This is a genomic window from Enterobacter cloacae complex sp. SHL018 (assembly GCF_049237905.1).
Lineage (GTDB): Bacteria > Pseudomonadota > Gammaproteobacteria > Enterobacterales > Enterobacteriaceae > Enterobacter > Enterobacter hormaechei_C.
Window position 1 is genome coordinate 426791 of record NZ_JBMKJE010000001.1, and the last position, 21194, is coordinate 447984.

The 21194-nt window shown below is 53.9% G+C and carries 15 protein-coding genes and 7 tRNA genes; 4 read left to right on the forward strand and 18 right to left on the reverse strand.

Going from position 1 to position 21194, the window contains the following annotated elements; genetic code table 11:
- Positions 1-50: 50 nt before the first annotated feature.
- The 6 genes from ACOTY5_RS02165 to miaB form a co-directional block, all read right to left on the reverse strand.
- The gene (locus tag ACOTY5_RS02165; protein WP_003858681.1) at positions 51-956 is read right to left on the reverse strand and encodes an amino acid ABC transporter substrate-binding protein; all 906 of its coding nucleotides are present in this window, start codon (positions 954-956) and stop codon (positions 51-53) included.
- 380 nt (positions 957-1336) lie between these two features.
- A complete protein-coding gene (gene lnt / locus ACOTY5_RS02170; protein ID WP_017382463.1) occupies positions 1337-2875 on the reverse strand; it encodes an apolipoprotein N-acyltransferase in 1539 nt (512 codons plus the stop codon).
- A gap of 5 nt (positions 2876-2880) precedes the next feature.
- On the reverse strand, positions 2881-3759 hold the full coding sequence (gene corC / locus ACOTY5_RS02175) for a CNNM family magnesium/cobalt transport protein CorC (RefSeq protein WP_003858679.1): 879 nt from the start codon (positions 3757-3759) through the stop codon (positions 2881-2883).
- 84 nt (positions 3760-3843) lie between these two features.
- Positions 3844-4311 carry an rRNA maturation RNase YbeY gene (gene ybeY / locus ACOTY5_RS02180; RefSeq protein WP_003858677.1) on the reverse strand — a complete coding sequence of 156 codons (468 nt, stop codon included), beginning with the start codon at positions 4309-4311 and terminating at the stop codon, positions 3844-3846.
- Positions 4308-5354 (reverse strand): PhoH family protein, encoded by a 1047-nt coding sequence (locus tag ACOTY5_RS02185; protein ID WP_421631826.1) that lies wholly within the window; start codon positions 5352-5354, stop codon positions 4308-4310. The genes ybeY and ACOTY5_RS02185 overlap by 4 nt, the downstream gene beginning before the upstream one ends.
- 163 nt (positions 5355-5517) lie before the next feature.
- Complete coding sequence (gene miaB / locus ACOTY5_RS02190; RefSeq protein ID WP_017382461.1) at positions 5518-6942, reverse strand: tRNA (N6-isopentenyl adenosine(37)-C2)-methylthiotransferase MiaB; 1425 nt, start codon at positions 6940-6942, stop codon at positions 5518-5520.
- A gap of 135 nt (positions 6943-7077) precedes the next feature.
- Between miaB and ubiF the strand changes: the two genes are divergently transcribed.
- On the forward strand, positions 7078-8253 hold the full coding sequence (gene ubiF, locus ACOTY5_RS02195) for a 3-demethoxyubiquinol 3-hydroxylase (protein WP_003858670.1): 1176 nt from the start codon (positions 7078-7080) through the stop codon (positions 8251-8253).
- A 96-nt stretch (positions 8254-8349) separates the two neighbouring features.
- Here ubiF and ACOTY5_RS02200 read toward each other — a convergent pair.
- From ACOTY5_RS02200 to nagB, 12 genes are all read right to left on the reverse strand, one after another.
- Positions 8350-8424 (reverse strand) — tRNA-Gln (locus ACOTY5_RS02200).
- Positions 8425-8458: 34 nt separating this feature from the next.
- A tRNA-Gln gene (locus ACOTY5_RS02205) sits at positions 8459-8533 on the reverse strand.
- 41 nt (positions 8534-8574) lie between these two features.
- A tRNA-Met gene (locus ACOTY5_RS02210) sits at positions 8575-8651 on the reverse strand.
- Between the two features lie 17 nt (positions 8652-8668).
- Positions 8669-8743: transfer RNA gene (locus ACOTY5_RS02215), tRNA-Gln, on the reverse strand.
- Between the two features lie 32 nt (positions 8744-8775).
- A tRNA-Gln gene (locus tag ACOTY5_RS02220) sits at positions 8776-8850 on the reverse strand.
- Between the two features lie 23 nt (positions 8851-8873).
- Positions 8874-8958, reverse strand: a tRNA-Leu gene (locus tag ACOTY5_RS02225).
- 8 nt (positions 8959-8966) lie between these two features.
- A tRNA-Met gene (locus tag ACOTY5_RS02230) sits at positions 8967-9043 on the reverse strand.
- A 225-nt stretch (positions 9044-9268) separates the two neighbouring features.
- Positions 9269-10933, reverse strand: coding sequence for an asparagine synthase B (asnB, locus tag ACOTY5_RS02235; protein ID WP_015571128.1), 1665 nt, complete (start codon positions 10931-10933; stop codon positions 9269-9271).
- Positions 10934-11183: 250 nt separating this feature from the next.
- Positions 11184-11936 carry a ribonucleotide monophosphatase NagD gene (gene nagD, locus ACOTY5_RS02240; RefSeq protein ID WP_003858667.1) on the reverse strand — a complete coding sequence of 251 codons (753 nt, stop codon included), beginning with the start codon at positions 11934-11936 and terminating at the stop codon, positions 11184-11186.
- 45 nt (positions 11937-11981) lie between these two features.
- Positions 11982-13202: a DNA-binding transcriptional regulator NagC gene (gene nagC, locus ACOTY5_RS02245; protein ID WP_017694286.1), complete on the reverse strand. Its 1221-nt coding sequence runs from the start codon at positions 13200-13202 to the stop codon at positions 11982-11984.
- Positions 13203-13210: 8 nt separating this feature from the next.
- The gene (gene nagA / locus ACOTY5_RS02250) at positions 13211-14359 is read right to left on the reverse strand and encodes an N-acetylglucosamine-6-phosphate deacetylase (protein WP_017382458.1); all 1149 of its coding nucleotides are present in this window, start codon (positions 14357-14359) and stop codon (positions 13211-13213) included.
- A gap of 56 nt (positions 14360-14415) precedes the next feature.
- Positions 14416-15216 (reverse strand): glucosamine-6-phosphate deaminase, encoded by an 801-nt coding sequence (gene nagB, locus ACOTY5_RS02255; protein ID WP_003858663.1) that lies wholly within the window; start codon positions 15214-15216, stop codon positions 14416-14418.
- 325 nt (positions 15217-15541) lie between these two features.
- Between nagB and nagE the strand changes: the two genes are divergently transcribed.
- The 3 genes from nagE to chiP all read left to right on the forward strand — a co-directional run bounded on the left by nagE (position 15542) and on the right by chiP (position 21173).
- On the forward strand, positions 15542-17491 hold the full coding sequence (nagE, locus tag ACOTY5_RS02260) for a PTS N-acetyl glucosamine transporter subunit IIABC (RefSeq protein WP_045142396.1): 1950 nt from the start codon (positions 15542-15544) through the stop codon (positions 17489-17491).
- A gap of 169 nt (positions 17492-17660) precedes the next feature.
- Complete coding sequence (glnS, locus tag ACOTY5_RS02265; protein ID WP_045142395.1) at positions 17661-19328, forward strand: glutamine--tRNA ligase; 1668 nt, start codon at positions 17661-17663, stop codon at positions 19326-19328.
- Positions 19329-19775: 447 nt separating this feature from the next.
- Positions 19776-21173 carry a chitoporin ChiP gene (chiP, locus tag ACOTY5_RS02270; RefSeq protein WP_017694280.1) on the forward strand — a complete coding sequence of 466 codons (1398 nt, stop codon included), beginning with the start codon at positions 19776-19778 and terminating at the stop codon, positions 21171-21173.
- The last annotated feature ends 21 nt before the right edge of the window (positions 21174-21194 follow it).

Sequence of the window (21194 nt, forward strand, 5' to 3'; positions counted from 1 at the left end):
ATGCTTCCCGACAATCGAGAGGGCAGGAGATCCCGCCCCTGTCGTTCTAATTAGTTAAGAGCTTTGTCGTTTGGTGATTTGAACAGCGCTTTCATGTCGTCAGACAGTTCAAAGTTCATGTTCAGGTTTTTTGGTGGAATTGGGTTCTTGAACCATTTGTCGAACCATTTTGCCGCTTCGCCGGAGGTTTGCGCCTGAGCGATGGTGTCATCGATCAGTTTCTTGAAGTCCTCGTCACCTTTACGCAGCATACAGCCGTAGGCTTCTTTCGACTGGGCGGTACCGACGATTTCCCAGTTGTCTGGTTTCTTCGCTTTCGCGCGTTCGCCCGCCAGCAGGGCGTCATCCATCATAAACGCGACAGCACGGCCGCTTTCCAGGGTACGGAAGGAGTCGCCATGGTCTTTCGCGCTGATGATGCGCATGTCCATTTTCTTCTCGTCGTTCAGCTTGTGCAGCAGCACTTCGGACGTGGTACCGGAGGTCACGACAACCGCTTTGCCTTTCAGGTCAGCAAAATCTTTGATGTCGCCGCCTTTCTTCGTCAGCAGGCGGGTGCCCACAACGAAGATGGTGTCCGAGAAAGCGGCCTGTTTCTGACGTTCAAGGTTGTTGGTGGTTGAGCCACATTCAAAATCAAATGTGCCGTTTTGCAGCAGAGGAATACGGTTCTGTGAAGTGATGGGGATCAGCTTCACTTGCAGGTCAGGTTTGTTCAGCTTTTTCTTCACGGCTTCAACGATGGCGTTGGAGTAATCCTGTGAATAGCCCACGACTTTTTGCGTGTTGTCGTAGTAAGAGAACGGGACAGAAGATTCACGGTGGCCGACCACGATCACGCCGTTTTTGGCAATCTTGTCGAGAGTGCTTCCTGCTGCCGGAGCGTCTTCAGCGTGGACAACCCCCGCAGACATTCCCATAACCAGCATTGCTGTGGCCAGTTTACGTAATTGCATACCCAACTCCTTTCTTATCAGCGCCAGTGACGCATAGATACCCATTGTGATGTTGTTATATCTCGCGCAATGCGAGTGCAGTGTTATGCAAGCTTGTTAACATTTAGTCTGGCTTAATGTAAAGATTTTGCTGCGTTATTGTTTATTTTTGCGAAGCGCGCCGCACCATTCAGAGGCAATAATCCCTCATTGCACCGTTTCGGTGCTACCGATGATCTACGCTGGTGCGACAAAGTTGCACGTTAAGCCAGACAGCGTTGATGTGAATAAACAAAGCAACAGGCGTGCCAGAATTGAAGTTTGGGAGGAAATTGTCGGGTGGGGGCGGCGGAGAGTAGGCCGGGTAAGGCGTAGCCGCCACCCGGCAACAGAAGGTAAGGTTATTTACGACGCTGACGCAGGCTCATCAGTACTGCGCCAAAGCCGAAGAGCAAGGTCAAAATCCACAGCGGCCAGTTCCCGGTGCGCGCGTAAGGCGTAAGCCCGGTAGTTGGCGTGACGTTAGTAGTCAGCACCTCACGGGTAAATTGCGGGATCATGGCCTGGATTTCACCCTGCGGACCAATCACGGCGGTAATGCCGTTATTGGTGCTGCGCAGCAACGGACGCGCCAGCTCCAGAGAACGCATTCGCGCCATCTGGAAGTGCTGCCACGGGCCAATCGATTTACCGAACCACGCATCGTTTGAGATGGTCAGCAGATAGTCGGTGTCCGGGCGGAAATTATCGCGCACCTGCTCGCCGAGGATAATCTCGTAGCAAATGGCGGCCGTCAGGGCAAAACCGTGCGCATGCAGCTGCGGCTGAACGTAAGGGCCCCGGCTGAATGAGGACATCGGCAAATCAAAGAACGGTGCCAGTGGGCGCAGAATAGACTCCAGCGGAACAAATTCGCCAAACGGTACAAGGTGGTTTTTGTTGTAGCGATTGGTGGAGGTATAGCTGTATTCGCTGTCCTTACCGAGCGTAATGATCGTGTTGTACGTGTCATAGCGGTTCTGCTGATTGAGACGCGCATCCACAATTCCGGTGATCAGCGTACTGCCGCGCGCGCGCAGCAGATCGTCCATCATCTTCAGGAAGGGCTGCTGATTGATCTCCAGGTCCGGGATCGCAGACTCAGGCCAGATGATGAGCTGCGATTTGCCCATCACCTTTTCAGTGGCGTTGGCGTAGATTTTCAGCGTGTTCAGCAGCTGATTCTCATCCCATTTCAGGGACTGCGGGATATCGCCCTGTACCAGAGAAACCTGCGTGGCGCGCGCGGGCTCCAGCGTAAACCACTGGATATAACGCAGCGGGAAGGGCAGGGCAAACAGGATCAACGCGGCAACCAGCGGCTTCCAGTTACGTGTCACCAGAGCCAGCACCAGAAGGCCGCTGACCGCCATGAGCAGGAAGTTGATCGCCTCCACGCCCATGACCGGGGCCAGGCCTTTCAGCGGGCCGTCTACCTGGCTATAGCCGAACTGCAACCACGGGAAGCCGGTCAGTACCCAGCCGCGCAGAAATTCGGTGATTTGCCAGACAACGGGTGCCGCTATCGCCACGCGCAGCCAGGTCGTTTTTGGCCACAGGCGAGACAGGATGCCCGCGAACAGGCCGGTGTAGAGTGAGAGATAGGCGGCGAGCAGCACAACCAGGAAGACGTTAACCGGCCCCGGCATTCCGCCAAATTGCGCGATACTGACGTAGACCCAGTTGATACCAGAGCCGAACAGCCCCAGCCCCCAGAAGTAGCCAATGGCCGCGGCCTGTACCGGACGACGGTTCAGGGTAAGACCCTGTAGCCCCATCAGGGAGAGAATAGCGGCCGGCCAGATATCGTAAGGAGAAAAAGCCAGCGTACCGCTGGCTCCGAGTAACAGCGCCAGCAGCAAACGGACGCGCTGGCGTTCAAAGAGTGGGGCAAATGCCATTTACATTAATCTTCCAGTTTTGGCACCGGTGAGTCGTCCGGCATTCTGACGTGAACCTGAATAATACGTCGGCTGTCAGCCATTGCGACCTTGAACTGGTAACCATCGATGTCAACGGTTTCACCGCGGGCCGGAAGATGGCCGAAGGCCTGCATCACCAGACCACCAATGGTGTCCACTTCTTCATCGCTGAAGCTGGTGCCAAAGGTATCGTTGAAGTCTTCAATGGAGGCCAGCGCGCGCACGGTCCAGGTGTGGCGGCTCAGCTGACGGAAGTCGATATCCTCTTCTTCGTCATACTCATCTTCGATTTCGCCCACGATCAGCTCAAGGATGTCTTCGATTGTGACCAGACCGGAAACGCCACCAAATTCATCAATAACAATCGCCATGTGATAGCGCTGGGAGCGAAACTCCTTCAGCATCCGATCCACACGTTTACTTTCCGGCACAACCACGGCCGGGCGTAACACCTTTTCCATACTGAAGGCTTCGGCATCGCTGCGCATAAACGGCAGCAGATCTTTCGCCATCAAAATCCCTTCAATGTGATCTTTGTCTTCGCTGATGACCGGGAAACGTGAGTGAGCCGATTCGATAATCACATCGAGGCACTCGTCCAGCGTCTGGTTGCGTTTCAGGGTAATCATCTGCGAGCGGGGGATCATGATGTCGCGGACGCGCTGGTCGGCGATGTCCATCACCCCTTCGAGCATTTCGCGCGTATCTTCGTCGATAAGGTCGTTCTGCCCGGAATCACGAATCAGCTCCAGCAGTTCATCACGGTTTTTCGGTTCGCCGTGGAAAAGCTGGTTCAGAATGAGGGAGAAAAATCCCTTTTTAGTGGTTGTCGTGTCGCTACTGTGTGAATTGTCGTCGCTCATGGCGTTTGTTAAGGGTTCTCTTGTTAGTTCAATGTTAACCGCCGCGCTATGTCCCTGCGCGGCGGCATGGTAGTCAGTGACTGACTATTCTTTCTCGGCAATGTACGGATCCTCATAGCCCAGAGCAAGCATTATCTCTGTCTCGAGGGATTCCATCTCTTCCGCTTCGTCATCTTCAATATGGTCGTAACCCAGAAGATGCAGGCTACCGTGCACCACCATGTGTGCCCAGTGCGCTTCCAGCGGCTTTTGCTGCTCTTTGGCTTCCTGCTCAACCACCTGACGGCAGATGATCAGATCGCCCAGCAGCGGCATCTCAATGCCCGGAGGGGCTTCGAACGGGAAAGAGAGCACGTTGGTCGGCTTATCTTTCCCGCGGTAGGTCAGGTTGAGCTCATGGCTTTCTGCTTCATCCACCAGGCGAATCGTGACCTCTGATTCTTCCTGAAACTGGGGGATAACGGCATCCAGCCATTTCTGAAACTGTGCCTCTTCTGGCATGCCGGAATTATCTTCACAGGCCAGCTGTAAATCGAGGATCACCTGACTCATTTCTGTTCATGCTCCTGCGCTTCGCGCTTACGTTCTGCGGCCAGTTCGGCCCTGCGCTTCTGATCTGCCTCTTCCCAGGCCTCATAAGCGTTAACGATACGCGCGACGACCGGATGGCGTACCACGTCTTCACTGTGGAAGAAGTTAAAGCTGATTTCCTCTACCTCGGCCAGGACTTCGATGGCGTGACGCAGACCCGATTTGGTGTTACGCGGCAGGTCAATCTGGGTGACGTCACCGGTGATAACCGCTTTCGAGTTAAAGCCAATACGCGTCAGGAACATCTTCATCTGTTCGATGGTGGTGTTCTGGCTCTCATCCAGAATGATGAACGCGTCGTTAAGCGTACGGCCACGCATGTAGGCCAGCGGAGCAACTTCAATCACGTTACGCTCGATGAGCTTTTCAACTTTCTCGAAGCCGAGCATTTCGAACAGCGCGTCATACAGCGGACGCAGGTAGGGATCTACTTTCTGACTCAAATCACCCGGCAAGAAGCCCAGTTTTTCACCGGCTTCAACAGCAGGGCGGGTCAGCAGGATACGGCGGATCTCCTGACGCTCGAGCGCATCAACCGCAGCGGCAACCGCCAGATAGGTTTTACCCGTACCCGCCGGGCCTACGCCGAAGGTGATGTCGTGGTCGAGAATGTTGGCGATGTACTGCGCCTGGTTCGGGGTACGAGGCTTAATCACGCCGCGTTTAGTTTTGATGTTGATGGCTTTGCCATAGTCCGGCACGCTTTCCGCGCTCTGCTCAAGCACGCGCGCCTCTTTAATGGCCAGGTGGATCTGTTCAGGTTCAATATCCTGGATCTCTCCGCGCATCGGGGCGGTATCAACATACAGGCTGCGGAGAATATCTGCCGCGGCGTTGACGCAGATTGGGCGTCCGGTGAGTTTGAAATGCTTATCGCGACGATTGATTTCGATACCCAGACGTCGCTCCAGTTGTTTGATGTTGTCATCAAACGGCCCGCACAGGCTCAGCAGGCGAGCGTTGTCTGCGGGCTCAAGGCTAATTTCACGCGTATCTATGTTCAAACTGTTCCTCTTTAATTGGTTAACTGACCTGTGGCCACACGGCGTAATAAAACGGTCATTACCGAAATTATTCACGCCACAGAATAAAGGCGCAAGCGTTGCGGTAGATATTGGGGGTGATGAGAGGAAATACAAGGCCTGCCGGACAGGCAGGCCAGAAGGATCAAGGCTGGTAAATACCTACGCCAGAGTCGTTGACTTTGCGGGTGCGAGAGATAACGGATTCCGGCGTCTCGGCAATACGCAGACCCATTTCGTCCTCAGTGCGTACCACCTTCCCGCGCAGCGAGTTCGTGAGTACTTCGACAATCTCGACGTCCACAAACTTACCGATCATGTCCGGGGTGCCTTCAAAATTCACCACGCGGTTATTTTCGGTTCGACCAGACAGTTCCATGACGCTCTTACGGGAGGTGCCTTCCACCAGAATACGCTGGACAGTACCGAGCATACGACGACTCCAGGCGTTGGCCTGCTGGTTGATACGCTCCTGTAGAATATACAGACGCTGCTTTTTCTCTTCTTCCGGCACATCGTCAACCATATCGGCCGCAGGGGTGCCCGGGCGCGCAGAGAAGATAAAGCTGTAGCTGACGTCGAAATTCACCTCGCCGATGAGCTTCATGGTGCGCTCAAAGTCATCAGCGGTTTCGCCAGGGAAGCCGACGATAAAGTCGGAGCTAATCTGGATATCCGGGCGCGCTTCACGCAGCTTGCGGATGGTGGACTTATACTCGAGCACCGTATGTGGACGACCCATCAGGTTCAGCACGCGATCAGAACCGCACTGGATCGGCAGGTGCAGGAAGCTCACCAGCTCTGGCGTATCGCGATAGACGTCAATAATGTCGTCGGTAAATTCCATCGGATGGCTGGTGGTAAAGCGAATGCGGTCGATGCCGTCAATCGCCGCCACCAGACGTAGCAGTTCAGCAAAGCTGCCGGTGGTACCGTCGTAGTTTTCCCCGCGCCAGGCGTTCACGTTCTGACCCAGCAGGTTCACTTCACGAACGCCCTGCGCGGCAAGCTGCGCGATTTCAAACAGAATATCGTCTGCCGGGCGGCTCACTTCTTCACCGCGGGTGTAAGGCACCACGCAGTAAGTACAGTATTTGTTGCAGCCTTCCATGATGGAGACGAAGGCGGTCGGGCCATCAGCGCGCGGCTCAGGCAGACGGTCAAATTTCTCGATCTCCGGGAAGCTCACGTCAACCACCGGGCTACGGCTGCCGCGAACCTGATTAATCATCTCTGGCAGGCGGTGCAGGGTCTGAGGGCCAAAAACGATATCCACATAGGGGGCTCTCTGGCGGATCAGCTTACCTTCCTGCGATGCGACGCAGCCACCCACGCCAATGATCAGGTCCGGATTTTTCCGTTTGAGAAGCTTCCAGCGGCCTAACACATGAAAGACTTTTTCCTGTGCTTTTTCACGAATTGAACAGGTGTTCAGCAGCAGCACATCGGCTTCTTTCGCATTTTCAGTCAGCTGGTATCCGTGGGTGGTATCCAGCAGATCGGCCATCTTCGATGAATCGTATTCGTTCATCTGACAGCCCCAGGTTTTTATATGGAGTTTTTTAGTCATCGACTTGCTCAGCTCAGGATTGCAAGCCGCGTATTGTAATGCTTTGGTGCGGTTGTGACCAGTATGAAGGTTGTCAACCTCAGGGTCGCAAAAATCCGGTAAACTTAAGGTATTCTCCAATAAGGAATAGTGACCATGACACTCCTGAACACCGAAGTTGCCGTTGTTGGCGGCGGTATGGTCGGCGGCGCACTGGCGCTGGGGCTGGCGCAGCAGGGATTTGACGTAACCGTTATTGAACAGGCGGCTCCGCCGGCATTCGATCCTGCCAGCCAACCGGACGTGCGTATTTCCGCCATCAGCGCGGCCTCTGTTGATCTGCTTCGCGGGCTGGGCGTCTGGGAGGCGGTGCTGGCGATGCGCGCGCACCCATACAGCCGTCTTGAAACCTGGGAGTGGGAAAATGCTCACGTGTCGTTTGATGCCGCCGAGCTGAAACTGCCGCGCCTGGGCTATATGGTGGAAAACAACGTGCTCCAGCAGGCACTCTGGCAGGCGCTGGAGGCGCACCCGAAGGTGACGCTGCGCGTTCCGGACTCGCTGAAAGGCCTGCATCGTCATGAGGGCGGGTATCTCCTGACGCTGGACAACGACGATGAGCTGGCCGTGAAGCTGGTGGTGGGGGCGGATGGCGCGAACTCGCAGGTCAGGCAGATGGCAGGCATTGGGATCCATGCCTGGCAGTACCAGCAGTCCTGCATGCTGATCACCGTTCAGTCAGAAAACGCGCCGGGCGAAAGCACCTGGCAGCATTTTACGCCGAACGGCCCGCATGCATTCTTGCCGCTGTTTGATAACTGGGCCTCGCTGGTGTGGTACGACAAACCGGCGCGCATTCGACAGTTGCAGGGGCTGTCCATGGATCAGTTGCAGCGCGAAATTCGCCAGCACTTCCCGAGCCGTCTGGGCAACGTGACCCCGGTTGCCGCCGGCGCATTCCCGCTGATGCGACGCCATGCGTTACAGTATGCCCGTGAAGGACTGGTGCTGGTGGGAGATGCGGCGCACACCATTCATCCGCTGGCGGGGCAGGGGGTGAATCTGGGATACCGTGACGTCGATGCGTTACTGGATGTGCTGGGTAACGCTCGCGCCCACGCGGAAGCCTGGGCCAGCCATCAGGTACTGAAGCGCTACCAGACGCGCCGTATGGCGGATAACTTCATTATGCAGTCGGGGATGGATCTGTTCTATGCCGGGTTCAGCAATGATGTTGGTCCGGTGCGTATAGTGCGCAATATTGGATTGATGGCAGCGGAACGCGCCGGTGGGCTGAAGCGTCAGGCCCTGAAATACGCCCTCGGACTCTGATCTTTATTCCCTCTCCCCGTGGGAGAGGGCATCAGGCCGCACTATTCTGAACAACAAAAACAAAAAAGCCCGCAGAGCGGGCTTGTTTGTTTTAAGTGGCTGGGGTGCAGGGATTCGAACCCCGGAATGCTGGTATCAGAAACCAGAGCCTTACCGCTTGGCGACACCCCAATTGCGTTAAACAAACTGCTTAACGACTTTAAAGTGGCTGGGGTACGAGGATTCGAACCTCGGAATGCCGGAATCAGAATCCGGTGCCTTACCGCTTGGCGATACCCCAACAATGTTCAGTTTACCGAATCGTATTCGATAACATAAATATGGTGGCTACGACGGGATTCGAACCTGTGACCCCATCATTATGAGTGATGTGCTCTAACCAACTGAGCTACGTAGCCAGTACTGCAATCTTCGATGGCTGGGGTACCTGGATTCGAACCAGGGAATGCCGGTATCAAAAACCGGTGCCTTACCGCTTGGCGATACCCCAATACCGCGGAGAACCGCATAATCGAAGAAATATGGCTGGGGTACCTGGATTCGAACCAGGGAATGCCGGTATCAAAAACCGGTGCCTTACCGCTTGGCGATACCCCATCCGTGCAACGCTTACCTGGGAATGGTGCGGGAGGCGAGACTTGAACTCGCACACCTTGCGGCGCCAGAACCTAAATCTGGTGCGTCTACCAATTTCGCCACTCCCGCAAAAAAGATGGTGGCTACGACGGGATTCGAACCTGTGACCCCATCATTATGAGTGATGTGCTCTAACCAACTGAGCTACGTAGCCATCTTTTTTTCGCGTTACCTTATCGGCGTTGCGGGGCGCATTATGCGTATAGACCCTTGCAGCGTCAACACCTTTTTCAATGAAAATAGTCGGAATGTGACTGTTTGGTTAGGTTGCGAACAGCGAGGCCGAATATTCGACAATTATTGGTTATTAATCGATTTTATGCGGAGAAAAGAGAGGCAAAAAAATCAGGCCCTGGAGGGCCTGATGATACTCTGAACATTATTTATAGGCAGACTGGTGAACGCCCACCGCGCGTCCTGACGGATCGTTCATCGCTTTGAATGATTCATCCCATTCAATGGCTTTAGCAGAAGAGCAGGCGACCGATGGGCCACCCGGTACGCACTCTGCTGCGCTTGGAACCGGGAACAGCTCCTCAAAGATCTCACGGTACAAATACGCTTCTTTCGAGGCTGGCGTGTTGTACGGGAAACGGAAGCTCGCAGTTTCCAGTTGTTGATCAGAAACCTGTTTCGCCGCCACCTCTTTCAGGGTGTCGATCCAGCTGTAACCCACGCCATCCGAGAACTGCTCTTTCTGACGCCACGCCACGCTCGCCGGCAGGTAGGATTCAAAACATTCACGCAGGATATGTTTCTCCATTTTGCCGTTGCCGCACATTTTGTCCTGCGGGTTGATGCGCATCGCCACATCAAGGAATTTCTTATCGAGGAACGGCACGCGGGCTTCCACACCCCAGGCGGACATCGCTTTGTTGGCGCGCGCGCAGTCAAACATGTGCAGCGCCTGTAGCTTACGCACCGTTTCTTCATGCAGCTCTTTGGCGTTTGGCGCTTTGTGGAAATAGAGGTAACCGCCAAACACTTCGTCAGAACCCTCGCCGGAGAGCACCATCTTGATGCCCATCGCTTTGATCTTCCGCGACATCAAATACATCGGTGTGGAGGCGCGAATGGTGGTCACATCATAGGTTTCAATGTGATAGATCACATCGCGGATCGCATCCAGACCTTCCTGTACGGTGAAGTGAATTTCATGGTGCACCGTGCCGAGATGATTTGCCACTTCCTGGGCGGCTTTCAGGTCAGGTGCCCCTTCCAGACCCACGGCAAAGGAGTGCAGCTGCGGCCACCAGGCTTCAGATCGCTCCTGATCTTCCACGCGACGTGCGGCGAATTTCTTGGTGATCGCGGAGATCACGGAGGAGTCCAGACCGCCGGAGAGCAGTACGCCGTAAGGTACGTCTGACATCAGGTGGCTTTTCACTGACTCTTCCAGGGCCTGACGCAGTTCGGCTTTGTCCGTCACGTTGTCTTTCACCGCCTCATAATCAAACCAGTCGCGCTGGTAGTACGGGCGGATCTCGCCGTCTTTACTCCACAGGTAGCTACCTGCCGGGAACTCTTTGATGGTGCGGCACACCGGCACCAGGGCTTTCATCTCTGAGGCAACGTAGAAGTTGCCGTGCTCATCGTGTCCCATGTACAACGGGATAATACCAATATGGTCGCGGCCAATCAGGTAAGCGTCTTTTTCGCTGTCGTACAGGGCGAAGGCGAACATACCTTGCAGATCGTCGAGGAACTCCGGGCCTTTCTCCTGATACAGCGCCAGGATCACTTCGCAGTCTGAGCCGGTCTGAAACGCGTAGCGATCGCCGTACTCGGCGCGCAGCGCCTGATGGTTGTAAATTTCACCGTTAACAGCCAGCGCGTGCGTTTTTTTCTCGTTATACAGCGGCTGTGCGCCAGCGTTGACATCAACAATGGAGAGACGTTCGTGAGCCAGAATCGCTTTATCGCTGGCGTATACGCCTGACCAGTCCGGACCGCGATGGCGCATCAGGCGGGACAATTCGAGTGCTTTTTTACGCAGTTCGCCCGCGTCAGTTTTAATATCCAGTACGCCAAAAATAGAACACATAACCTTCTCCGTTAACCCTGTTGCGTTGTGATGTTGCTTGCTTATGAAAATGCCGCAAAAGGGGGAGGGGGCGCAAGCGTTTTACCGATGAAAACGTAAAAAGTGCAATGGCGATTGCCGAATCTTAAAAAAAGAGTATGTCTTAAGCAATTCTATTGATGATTTCTCAATGAAGGGCTGATTTCGTTAGATGAAGTGATGTTTTCAGACAGCAGAAATGAAAAACCACGCCCTGAGGCGTGGTTCTGAATCAAATAACGTCGATTTCGTCGACAGAGGGGTAAATCCAGCTTGGCCGGAACGGCATCGTATCAATGTCATCAAGCTGTGAAACGCCAGAAAGCACCAGGATGGTTTCAAGCCCCGCCTGGAAGCCAGCCAGAATATCGGTACGCAGGTTGTCGCCCACAATGACGGTTTCTTCTGAGTGTGCCTGCATCGTATTCAGTGCGGCGCGGATGATCCACGGGCTCGGTTTACCGACAACAAACGGCTTACGACCCGAGATTTTTTCGATACCGGCGCACAGCGCACCGCAGGCGGGATAAAAACCACGACCGTGCGTGTCCGGGTTGGTGGCGATAAAACGCGCACCGTTGGCGACAAAGTAGGCTGCCTTATGCATCATCTCCCAGTTAAAGGAGCGCGTTTCGCCCACGATGACAAAGTCCGGGTTCACGTCGGTGATGGTGAAGCCCGCTTTATACAGCTCGTGGATCAGCGCACCTTCACCAACGACATAGGCTTTTTTGCCTTCCTGACGCTTCAGGAAATCCGCGGTCGCCATCGCAGAGGTATAGAACACGCTGTCCGGGACGTTGACGCCTGCGGTAGCAAAGCGGTTTGCCAGATCCTGACCAGTCTGTGAAGGGTAGTTCGTGAGAAGAACCAGTGGCATTCCTTTGTCGATGATGCGGTGAAGAAACTCCGCAGCACCCGGCACGGCAACGTTGTCGTGCATCAGCACGCCGTCGATATCACAAATTACATTCTTAATGGTCATGGACAATCCGACATCAAAAAAAGAAGGCGTTACTATAAGGTCCGATCAGGATTCCAGCAAATGTTGCAGCAGGATCCCGTTGAGCATGGCACGTTTTACCAGGGCGAATGCGCCAATTGCCGAGCGGTGATCGAGCGTAGATCGCACCACCGGCAAATTCTGGCGAAATGCCTTCAGCGCCTGGGTATTGATGCAGCCTTCAATGGCGGGCAGTAACACTTTTTCGGCTTCAACGATCTCGCCGGCAATCACCACTTTCTGCGGATTAAACAGGTTGATGGCAATGGCGATGGTCTTACCCAGGTGGCGTCCTACCTGTTCGATCACTTCGCAGGCCAGCGCATCGCCTTTGTTTGCCGCTTTGCAGATGGCGCCGATCTTACAATCGTCCAGCGTGACGCGGCTCTGGTAACCCTGCTCCAGCAGATGGCGAACGCGATGTTCAATGGCGGCATTGGCGGCAACGGTTTCAAGACAGCCAAAGTTACCGCAGTGGCAGCGCTCGCCAAGCGGTTCCACCTGGATATGACCAATCTCGCCTACGTTACCGTTACGGCCAATAAAAATGCGGCCATTCGAGATGATGCCCGCACCTGTACCACGGTGAACGCGCACCAGAATAGAGTCTTCGCAGTCCTGGCTCGCACCAAAGTAGTGCTCCGCCAGCGCCAGCGAGCGAATATCGTGACCAACAAAGCAGGTCAGCTTGAAGCGCTTTTCCAGCGCCTCAACCAGCCCCCAGTTCTCTACCTTAATATGCGGCATGTAGCGAATAACGCCGCTTTCCGGGTCAACCAGGCCGGGCAAAATCACCGAGATGGCGATGAGTTCACGGATCTTGCGCTGACAGCTTTCGATAAACTGCGCAATGGTATTCAGCAACGCATGTTCAAGCGTCTCCTGCGTGCGCTCAGGAAGGGGGTAGTGTTCTTCGGCAATGGCCTTGCTGCTCAGATCGTAGAGCGTAAGCGTGGTGTCATGACGTCCTAAGCGAACGCCAATGGCCTGAAAATTGCGGGTTTCCGTGACGATGGAAATCGCGCGGCGGCCCCCGGTGGAGGCCTGCTGATCGACTTCTTTGATCAGGCCGCGCTCAATGAGCTGACGTGTAATTTTTGTCACGCTGGCGGGAGCAAGCTGGCTTTGTTCGGCTATCTGAATGCGCGAGATTGGCCCGTGCTGGTCAATCAGGCGATAAACCGCCGCGCTGTTAAGTTGTTTAACGAGATCGACATTACCGATTTGAGCTTGTCCGCCTGGTGTCATACTTTTACTTACTCAGTGACGACCTCGTTACCATTAACGATGGTCTTAATAATTTTATAATCGTGTGTGAACGCCGTCAGGTTTGCAACCATACCTGGCGCAATACCGCCGAGCTGTTTATCGACGCCAATGGCGCGCGCCGGATAAAGCGTGGCCATGCGCAGCACTTCCTCAAGCGCGATGCCGCAATGTTCAACGAGGTTACGTACCCCTTCGATCATCGTCAGAGAAGAACCGCTCAGCGTGCCGTTCTCATCAACACACAGTCCATTCCGGTAGTATATTGTTTTACCAGCAAAAATGAACTGCTCAATATTCGCTCCTGCCGGAGCGGTAGCATCCGTTACCAGGCAGAGCTTGTCGCCTTTCAGACGCTTGGCGTTGCGGATGTTGGTGTAATCGACATGCAAGCCGTCGGCGATAATGCCGCAGTAGACGTCTGGTTCATCCAGAATGGCGCCAACCAGTCCCGGTTCGCGGCCAGTAATATAGGGCATCGCGTTATAAAGGTGTGTGGCAAACGTAATGCCTGCGCGGAAACCGGCCTTCGCCTCTTTCAGCGTCGCGTTCGAATGGCCCGCAGACACCACAATCCCGGCGGCGGCCAGTTTGCTGATGACCTCCGTGCCGGTCATTTCCGGGGCCAGCGTTACTTTGGTGATCACATCGGCATTGGCGCACATGTAATCCACCAGCTCGGCATCCGGTTTGCGCACGTAGTTTGGGTTATGGGTGCCTTTCTTGACCATATTCAGCCATGGTCCTTCCAGGTGCAGGCCCAGCGCCTGATTCGGATGTTTTGCCAGGTATTCGCGCATGACGCGGATACCCTGTTTCATCAGGTCATCGCTGCTGGTGATCAGCGTTGGCAGATAGCTGGTGCAGCCCGATTTCTCGTTGGCTTTTTGCATGATTTCCAGCGTTTCAACCGATACCGCCTCTGCGGTATCGTTAAACTGGACACCGCCGCAGCCGTTGAGCTGTACGTCGATGAAACCGGGGGAGATTACTGCTCCATTGAGGGAACGCTGTTCGATCTCCGGCGGCAGTTCCGCCAGCGGGCAAACACGTTCAATCAGGCCATTGGCGATTACAATCGCATGGTCATCCAGAATTTCATGGCCGGTATAAATCCGACCGTGGGTTAAAGCGTACATATCGACCCCCGGTTAAAAAAAGCGACCGCCCCGGATATAAAGAGGCGGTTATTCAATTACAGACCTTTGATGTTCTCAGCTTCCAGCTCGTTGAAGTATTTCAGCGTTTTCACTTTCAGCTCCATGGTGGACGGTTCGTCACACACGACAACCGCTTTTGGATGCAGCTGTAAGCAGCTGATCGTCCACATATGGTTCACGTTACCTTCAACGGCAGCCTGAAGCGCTTGCGCTTTCACCGCGCCCAGCACCAGAATCATCACTTCTTCGGCATCCAGCAGCGTGCCCACGCCCACGGTCAGCGCGTATTTAGGTACCTGATTGACGTCGCCGTCAAAGAAGCGGGAGTTAGCCACGCGCGTATCATGGGTCAGCGTTTTAATACGGGTACGGGAAGCCAGTGAAGATGCCGGTTCGTTGAACGCGATATGACCATCGTTGCCTACGCCGCCCATAAACAGGTGGATTTTACCGTAGGAACGGATCTTTTCTTCATACTGACGGCATTCTGCGTCAATATCAGGCGCGTTTCCATTCAGCAGGTTAATGTTTTCAGCCGGAATATCAACGTGATCGAAGAAATTACGGTGCATAAAGCTGTGGTAACTTTCCGGATGTTCCTTCGGCAGGCCGACATATTCGTCCATGTTGAAGGTCACAACGTGTTTAAAGCTAACCTGGCCCGCTTTGTGCATTTCAACCAGAGCTTTATACGCGGTCAGGGGCGTGCCACCGGTTGGAAGACCGAGAACGAAAGGACGATCGGCTGTTGGTTTGAACGCGTTGATGCGGTTAACGATATGACGAGCAGCCCATTTTCCGACTTGTTCAGCTGTTGCCAGGGGAATCAGTCTCATTATTCACCTCTAAAGTTTAAGTAAAAGTGGGCGGATGATTAGTGCAACCTGAACTAAGCGTAACCTGGAACCTTTCAGGCCGGATCAATCCGTCTTGATTTTTTGAATGATAAAATAAGTTTTCGTCGTTAGCCAGTGAAAGGGAGGGTTTAATACGATATTTGGTGACAATAATCACAAAAAATAGGTGTTTAATTTGCGATACGAATTAATTTTTCACACACTCACACTGCCAGTGAATCATCAACTGTATCTATCGTTCGTGACACAATAAAAACATAGTTTATGCGCGAGTCTTAACAAAGGGTCTCGTAGGGGGAATAGGATGAATATTTTAGGTTTTTTCCAGCGCCTCGGTAGGGCTTTGCAGCTCCCTATCGCCGTGCTACCGGTTGCAGCGTTGCTGCTGCGATTCGGGCAACCCGATCTTCTTAACGTGCCGTTTATTGCCCAGGCAGGCGGCGCAATTTTTGACAACCTGGCGCTGATTTTCGCCATCGGTGTGGCGTCAAGCTGGTCAAAAGACAGCGCTGGTGCCGCGGCACTGGCAGGGGCTGTCGGTTACTTCATCCTCACGAAAGCGATGGTAACCATCAACCCTGAAATCAATATGGGTGTGCTGGCAGGTATCATTACCGGCCTGGTGGGTGGCGCCGTGTACAACCGTTGGGCAGGTATCAAACTTCCTGACTTCCTGAGCTTCTTCGGCGGTAAACGTTTTGTGCCGATTGCGACGGGCTTTTTCTGTCTGATCCTCGCCGCCATCTTTGGCTACGTTTGGCCACCGGTGCAGCATGCTATCCATGCGGGTGGCGAGTGGATCGTGTCTGCGGGCGCAATGGGCGCGGGCATCTTCGGTTTCATTAACCGTCTGCTGATCCCAACCGGTCTGCATCAGGTACTGAACACCATCGCCTGGTTCCAGATTGGTGAGTTCACCAACGCGGCCGGCGCGGTATTCCACGGTGATATCAACCGCTTCTACGCAGGCGACGGCACCGCGGGCATGTTCATGTCTGGCTTCTTCCCAATCATGATGTTTGGTCTGCCTGGCGCGGCGCTGGCAATGTACCTGGCTGCGCCGAAAGCGCGTCGCCCAATGGTTGGCGGGATGCTGCTGTCCGTTGCGATCACCGCCTTCCTGACCGGCGTGACCGAGCCACTGGAATTCCTGTTCATGTTCCTGGCTCCGCTGCTGTATCTGATGCACGCGATCCTGACCGGTATCAGCTTGTTCGTCGCCACCCTTCTGGGTATCCATGCTGGCTTCTCCTTCTCCGCAGGCGCCATCGACTATGTGTTGATGTACAACCTGCCGGCGGCAAGCAGCAACGTCTGGATCCTGATGGTGATGGGCCTGATCTTCTTCGTTATCTACTTCGTTCTGTTCAGCGCGGTTATTCGTATGTTTAACCTGAAGACGCCGGGCCGCGAAGATACGAAAGATGATGTTGTGACCAGTGAAGCCAACAGCAATACCGAAGAGGGTTTAACCCAGCTGGCAACCAACTACATTGCCGCTGTGGGTGGCACCGACAACCTGAAAGCGATCGATGCCTGTATTACCCGTCTGCGTCTGACCGTAGGTGACTCCGCGCGCGTGAGCGATGCAATGTGCAAACGCCTGGGTGCGTCTGGTGTGGTGAAACTGAACAAACAAACCATCCAGGTAATCGTGGGTGCGAAAGCCGAATCTATCGGCGATGAAATGAAAAAAGTGGTTGCCCGTGGGCCGGTCGCTGCCGCCTCAACGGATAACGCGGCAGTGGCTGACGCGCCGGTTGCAAAACCGCAGGCTGTGCCAAACGCGGTGACCATCGCTGCGCTGGTTTCTCCGGTGACAGGTGACGTTGTTGCGCTTGAGCAGGTGCCTGACGAAGCGTTCGCCAGCAAAGCGGTCGGTGACGGCGTGGCGGTGAAACCAACGGACAAAACCGTGGTCTCTCCGGCTGCCGGTACTATTGTGAAAATCTTCAACACCAACCACGCGTTCTGCCTGGAAACGAAAAAAGGCGCGGAGATCGTTGTCCATATGGGTATCGATACCGTTGCGCTGAACGGTCAGGGCTTTACTCGTCTGGTGGAAGAGGGTGCTGAAGTGGCGGCAGGTCAGCCGATTCTGGAAATGGATCTGGACTTCCTGAATGCCAACGCGCGCTCCATGATAAGCCCGGTCGTGTGCAGCAACATCGACGACTTCAGCGGTCTGGTGATCCAGGCGCAGGGTCAGGTGGTTGCAGGCCAGACGCCACTGTATGAGATTAAAGGCAAGTAATCGCTCCTGAGTAGAGTTATGCCTTTAGCGGCGGGGGATATCCTCCGCCGCTTTTTTTTGCAGCAATTGCCCCCATTATTTTCTTCCGGGACGTTTTAAGGGTTGTCACTACGTCCGGCTTATAAGATCATATGCCGTTATACGTTGTTTACGCTTTGAGGAATCCACGATGAGTGAGGCAGAAGCCCGCCCGAGTAACTTTATTCGTCAGATCATCGATGAAGATCTGGCCAGTGGTAAGCACACCACAGTCCACACGCGTTTCCCGCCGGAGCCAAATGGCTACCTGCACATTGGTCACGCCAAATCGATCTGCCTGAACTTTGGTATTGCGCAAGATTACCAGGGGCAGTGCAACCTGCGTTTCGATGACACCAACCCAGTAAAAGAAGACATCGAATACGTTGAGTCGATTAAAAACGACGTGCAATGGCTGGGCTTCAACTGGTCTGGCGATATCTGCTACTCCTCAGACTACTTCGATCAGCTGTATGCCTATGCGGTTGAACTGATTAACAAAGGTCTGGCATACGTCGACGAATTGTCTGCTGACGAAATCCGTGAATACCGCGGTACGCTGACTCAGCCTGGTAAAAACAGCCCGTTCCGCGATCGTAGCGTGGAAGAGAACCTGGCGCTGTTTGAAAAAATGCGTGCCGGTGGCTTCGAAGAAGGTAAAGCGTGTCTGCGTGCCAAAATCGATATGGCGTCTCCGTTCATCGTGATGCGCGATCCGGTGCTGTACCGCATTAAGTTCGCTGAACACCACCAGACCGGTAACAAGTGGTGCATCTACCCGATGTACGACTTCACCCACTGCATCAGCGATGCGCTGGAAGGCATTACGCACTCTCTGTGCACGCTGGAATTCCAGGACAACCGTCGTCTGTACGACTGGGTGCTGGATAACATCACCATTCCTGTGCATCCGCGTCAGTACGAGTTCTCTCGTCTGAACCTGGAATACACCGTGATGTCCAAGCGTAAGCTGAACCTGCTGGTCACCGACAAGCACGTTGAAGGCTGGGACGACCCGCGTATGCCGACCATCTCTGGCCTGCGTCGTCGTGGCTATACCTCGGCGTCCATTCGTGAGTTCTGCAAACGTATTGGCGTTACCAAGCAGGACAACACCATCGAAATGGCGTCTCTGGAATCCTGCATTCGCGAAGACCTGAACGAAAACGCGCCGCGCGCGATGGCAGTGATCGATCCAGTGAAACTGGTCATCGAAAACTATCCGCAGGGCGGAAGCGAACTGGTCTCGATGCCTAACCATCCGAACAAACCGGAAATGGGCACCCGCGACGTGCCGTTCAGCGGTGAAATCTGGATCGATCGCGCCGACTTCCGCGAAGAAGCGAACAAGCAGTACAAGCGTCTGGTGCTGGGCAAAGAAGTGCGTCTTCGTAACGCCTATGTGATCAAAGCCGAGCGCGTAGAGAAAGATTCGGAAGGTAACATCACGACCATCTTCTGTACGTACGACGCAGAGACGCTGAGTAAAGATCCGGCGGATGGCCGTAAAGTGAAAGGTGTGATCCACTGGGTGAGTGCGCAGCATGCGCTGCCGGTTGAGATCCGTCTCTACGATCGTCTGTTCAGCGTACCTAACCCAGGCGCTGCGGAGGACTTCCTGGCGGTTATCAACCCTGAGTCGCTGATTATCAAGCAGGGGTATGCCGAGCCGTCTCTGAAAGCCGCTGAAGCCGGTAAAGCGTTCCAGTTTGAACGTGAGGGTTACTTCTGCCTGGACAGCCGTTACAGCACGGAAGAAAAACCGGTATTTAACCGTACCGTCGGTCTGCGTGATACCTGGACTAAGATCGGCGAATAATAACGCTGCCCTGGTCAATGAGAAACAAACGCCGCGTAATGCGGCGTTTTTTTATTTAACGATCATGTCGTTAAGCATTGGCATAATCATTTAAAGCCAACATTCCAGGTCAATGTGGTGCTACTTATTTTATTTAAAAAAAGTTTGTTGTTTTCCAAAAACAGAAACGCTGAAAAATATATTCACAATATCAATGTTACTTACTGAAAATTAGCGCATTCCCCCGCCAGTACTCGCTTCCCGGTAAATGTTACAAAGCACTACGAAATATGTGCTCTTCGTCATAATCCTGACTTTTGCCTGATTAAAAGCATTGATAATTCGCGTCGCGAAAAATAACCTAAAGACGGTAGTTAATTCGAGGGTATTTCTGACTACCCCTGACCACTTGGTCTTTTCTGTTTTTCGCCGTTTAAGGCGTTTTAATTCGTCAAAGAGGAATAATCTATGCGTACGTTCAGTGGCAAACGTAGTGCGCTGGCGCTGGCTATCGCCGGTGTGACAGCAATGTCGGGCCTGGTGGTTGCGCCAGAGGCAAAAGCAGCAGGTTTCATTGAAGATTCCACCCTCACGGGCGGTATTTATTACTGGCAGCGTGAGCGTGACCGTAAAGACGTCACTGAAGATAAATACAAAACCAACCTTTCTCACTCGACCTGGAACGCCAACCTGGATTTTCAGTCGGGATATGCCGCCGATATGTTCGGGATCGATATCGCAGCGTTCACCGCAATTGAAATGGCCGAAAATGGCGACAGCGGCCATCCGAACGAAATTGCGTTCTCCTCCAGCAATAAAGCCTACGACGAAGACTGGTCCGGCGATAAAAGCGGAATCAGCCTGTATAAAGCGGCTGCAAAATTCAAATATGGTCCGGTCTGGGCGCGTGGAGGTTATATCCAGCCAACCGGTCAGACGCTGTTAGCACCGCACTGGAGCTTTATGCCAGGCACTTATCAGGGTGCGGAAGCCGGTGCTAATTTTGACTACGGCGATGCGGGGGCGTTGAGCTTCTCCTATATGTGGACCAACGAGTACAAAGCGCCGTGGCACATTGAGATGGACAAGTTCTATCAGAACGATAAAAAAACCAAAGTTGATTATCTCCACTCGCTGGGGGCGAAGTACGACTTCAAAAACGATCTGGTGCTGGAAGCTGCTTTTGGTCAGGCTGAAGGCTATATCGATCAGTACTTTGCTAAAGCCAGCTACAAATTTGATATCGCGGGTAGCCCGCTGAGCACCAGCTATCAGTTCTACGGTACGCGCGACAAAGTCAGTGATGGCAGCGTAAATGATATCTATGACGGCACCGCGTGGTTACAGGCGTTGACCTTCGGCTACAAGGTAGGTCAGGTTGATTTACGTCTGGAGGGAACATGGGTCAAGGCAGAAGGGCAGCAGGGCTACTTCCTGCAACGTATGACGCCAACCTACGCCTCTTCCAATGGTCGTCTGGATATCTGGTGGGATAACCGCTCTGACTTCAACGCCGACGGCGAAAAGGCGGTCTTCTTCGGCGCAATGTATGACCTGAAGAACTGGAACCTGCCTGGCTGGGCAGTGGGTGCGTCCTACGCGTACGCCTGGGACGCGAAGCCAGCAGATATGGCTACGCCAGACGCCTACTACGATCCGAATTACCGTCTGAAAGAGTCTTCATACAGTCTGGATGCGATTTACACCCTTCAGGAGGGCCGTGCGAAAGGCACGATGTTCAAACTGCACTTCACCCAGTATGACAACCACTCCGATATCCCGAGCTACGCGGGCGGTTACGGCAACATCTTCCAGGATGAACGTGACGTGAAATTCATGGTCATTGCGCCATTCACAATCTTCTGATGAATACGCAGGCGGGCGAAA

Bases quoted from the DNA above. Each gene is read 5' to 3' on its own strand.
- chiP (WP_017694280.1), top strand. From the start codon at position 19,776: ATGCGTACGTTCAGTGGCAAACGTAGTGCGCTGGCGCTGGCTATCGCC.
- glnS (WP_045142395.1), top strand. From the start codon at position 17,661: ATGAGTGAGGCAGAAGCCCGCCCGAGTAACTTTATTCGTCAGATCATC.
- ybeY (WP_003858677.1), bottom strand. From the start codon at position 4,311: ATGAGTCAGGTGATCCTCGATTTACAGCTGGCCTGTGAAGATAATTCC.
- nagB (WP_003858663.1), bottom strand. From the start codon at position 15,216: ATGAGACTGATTCCCCTGGCAACAGCTGAACAAGTCGGAAAATGGGCT.
- nagA (WP_017382458.1), bottom strand. From the start codon at position 14,359: ATGTACGCTTTAACCCACGGTCGGATTTATACCGGCCATGAAATTCTG.
- corC (WP_003858679.1), bottom strand. From the start codon at position 3,759: ATGAGCGACGACAATTCACACAGTAGCGACACGACAACCACTAAAAAG.
- nagD (WP_003858667.1), bottom strand. From the start codon at position 11,936: ATGACCATTAAGAATGTAATTTGTGATATCGACGGCGTGCTGATGCAC.
- nagC (WP_017694286.1), bottom strand. From the start codon at position 13,202: ATGACACCAGGCGGACAAGCTCAAATCGGTAATGTCGATCTCGTTAAA.
- ubiF (WP_003858670.1), top strand. From the start codon at position 7,078: ATGACACTCCTGAACACCGAAGTTGCCGTTGTTGGCGGCGGTATGGTC.
- asnB (WP_015571128.1), bottom strand. From the start codon at position 10,933: ATGTGTTCTATTTTTGGCGTACTGGATATTAAAACTGACGCGGGCGAA.
- nagE (WP_045142396.1), top strand. From the start codon at position 15,542: ATGAATATTTTAGGTTTTTTCCAGCGCCTCGGTAGGGCTTTGCAGCTC.
- miaB (WP_017382461.1), bottom strand. From the start codon at position 6,942: ATGACTAAAAAACTCCATATAAAAACCTGGGGCTGTCAGATGAACGAA.
- lnt (WP_017382463.1), bottom strand. From the start codon at position 2,875: ATGGCATTTGCCCCACTCTTTGAACGCCAGCGCGTCCGTTTGCTGCTG.
- ACOTY5_RS02165 (WP_003858681.1), bottom strand. From the start codon at position 956: ATGCAATTACGTAAACTGGCCACAGCAATGCTGGTTATGGGAATGTCT.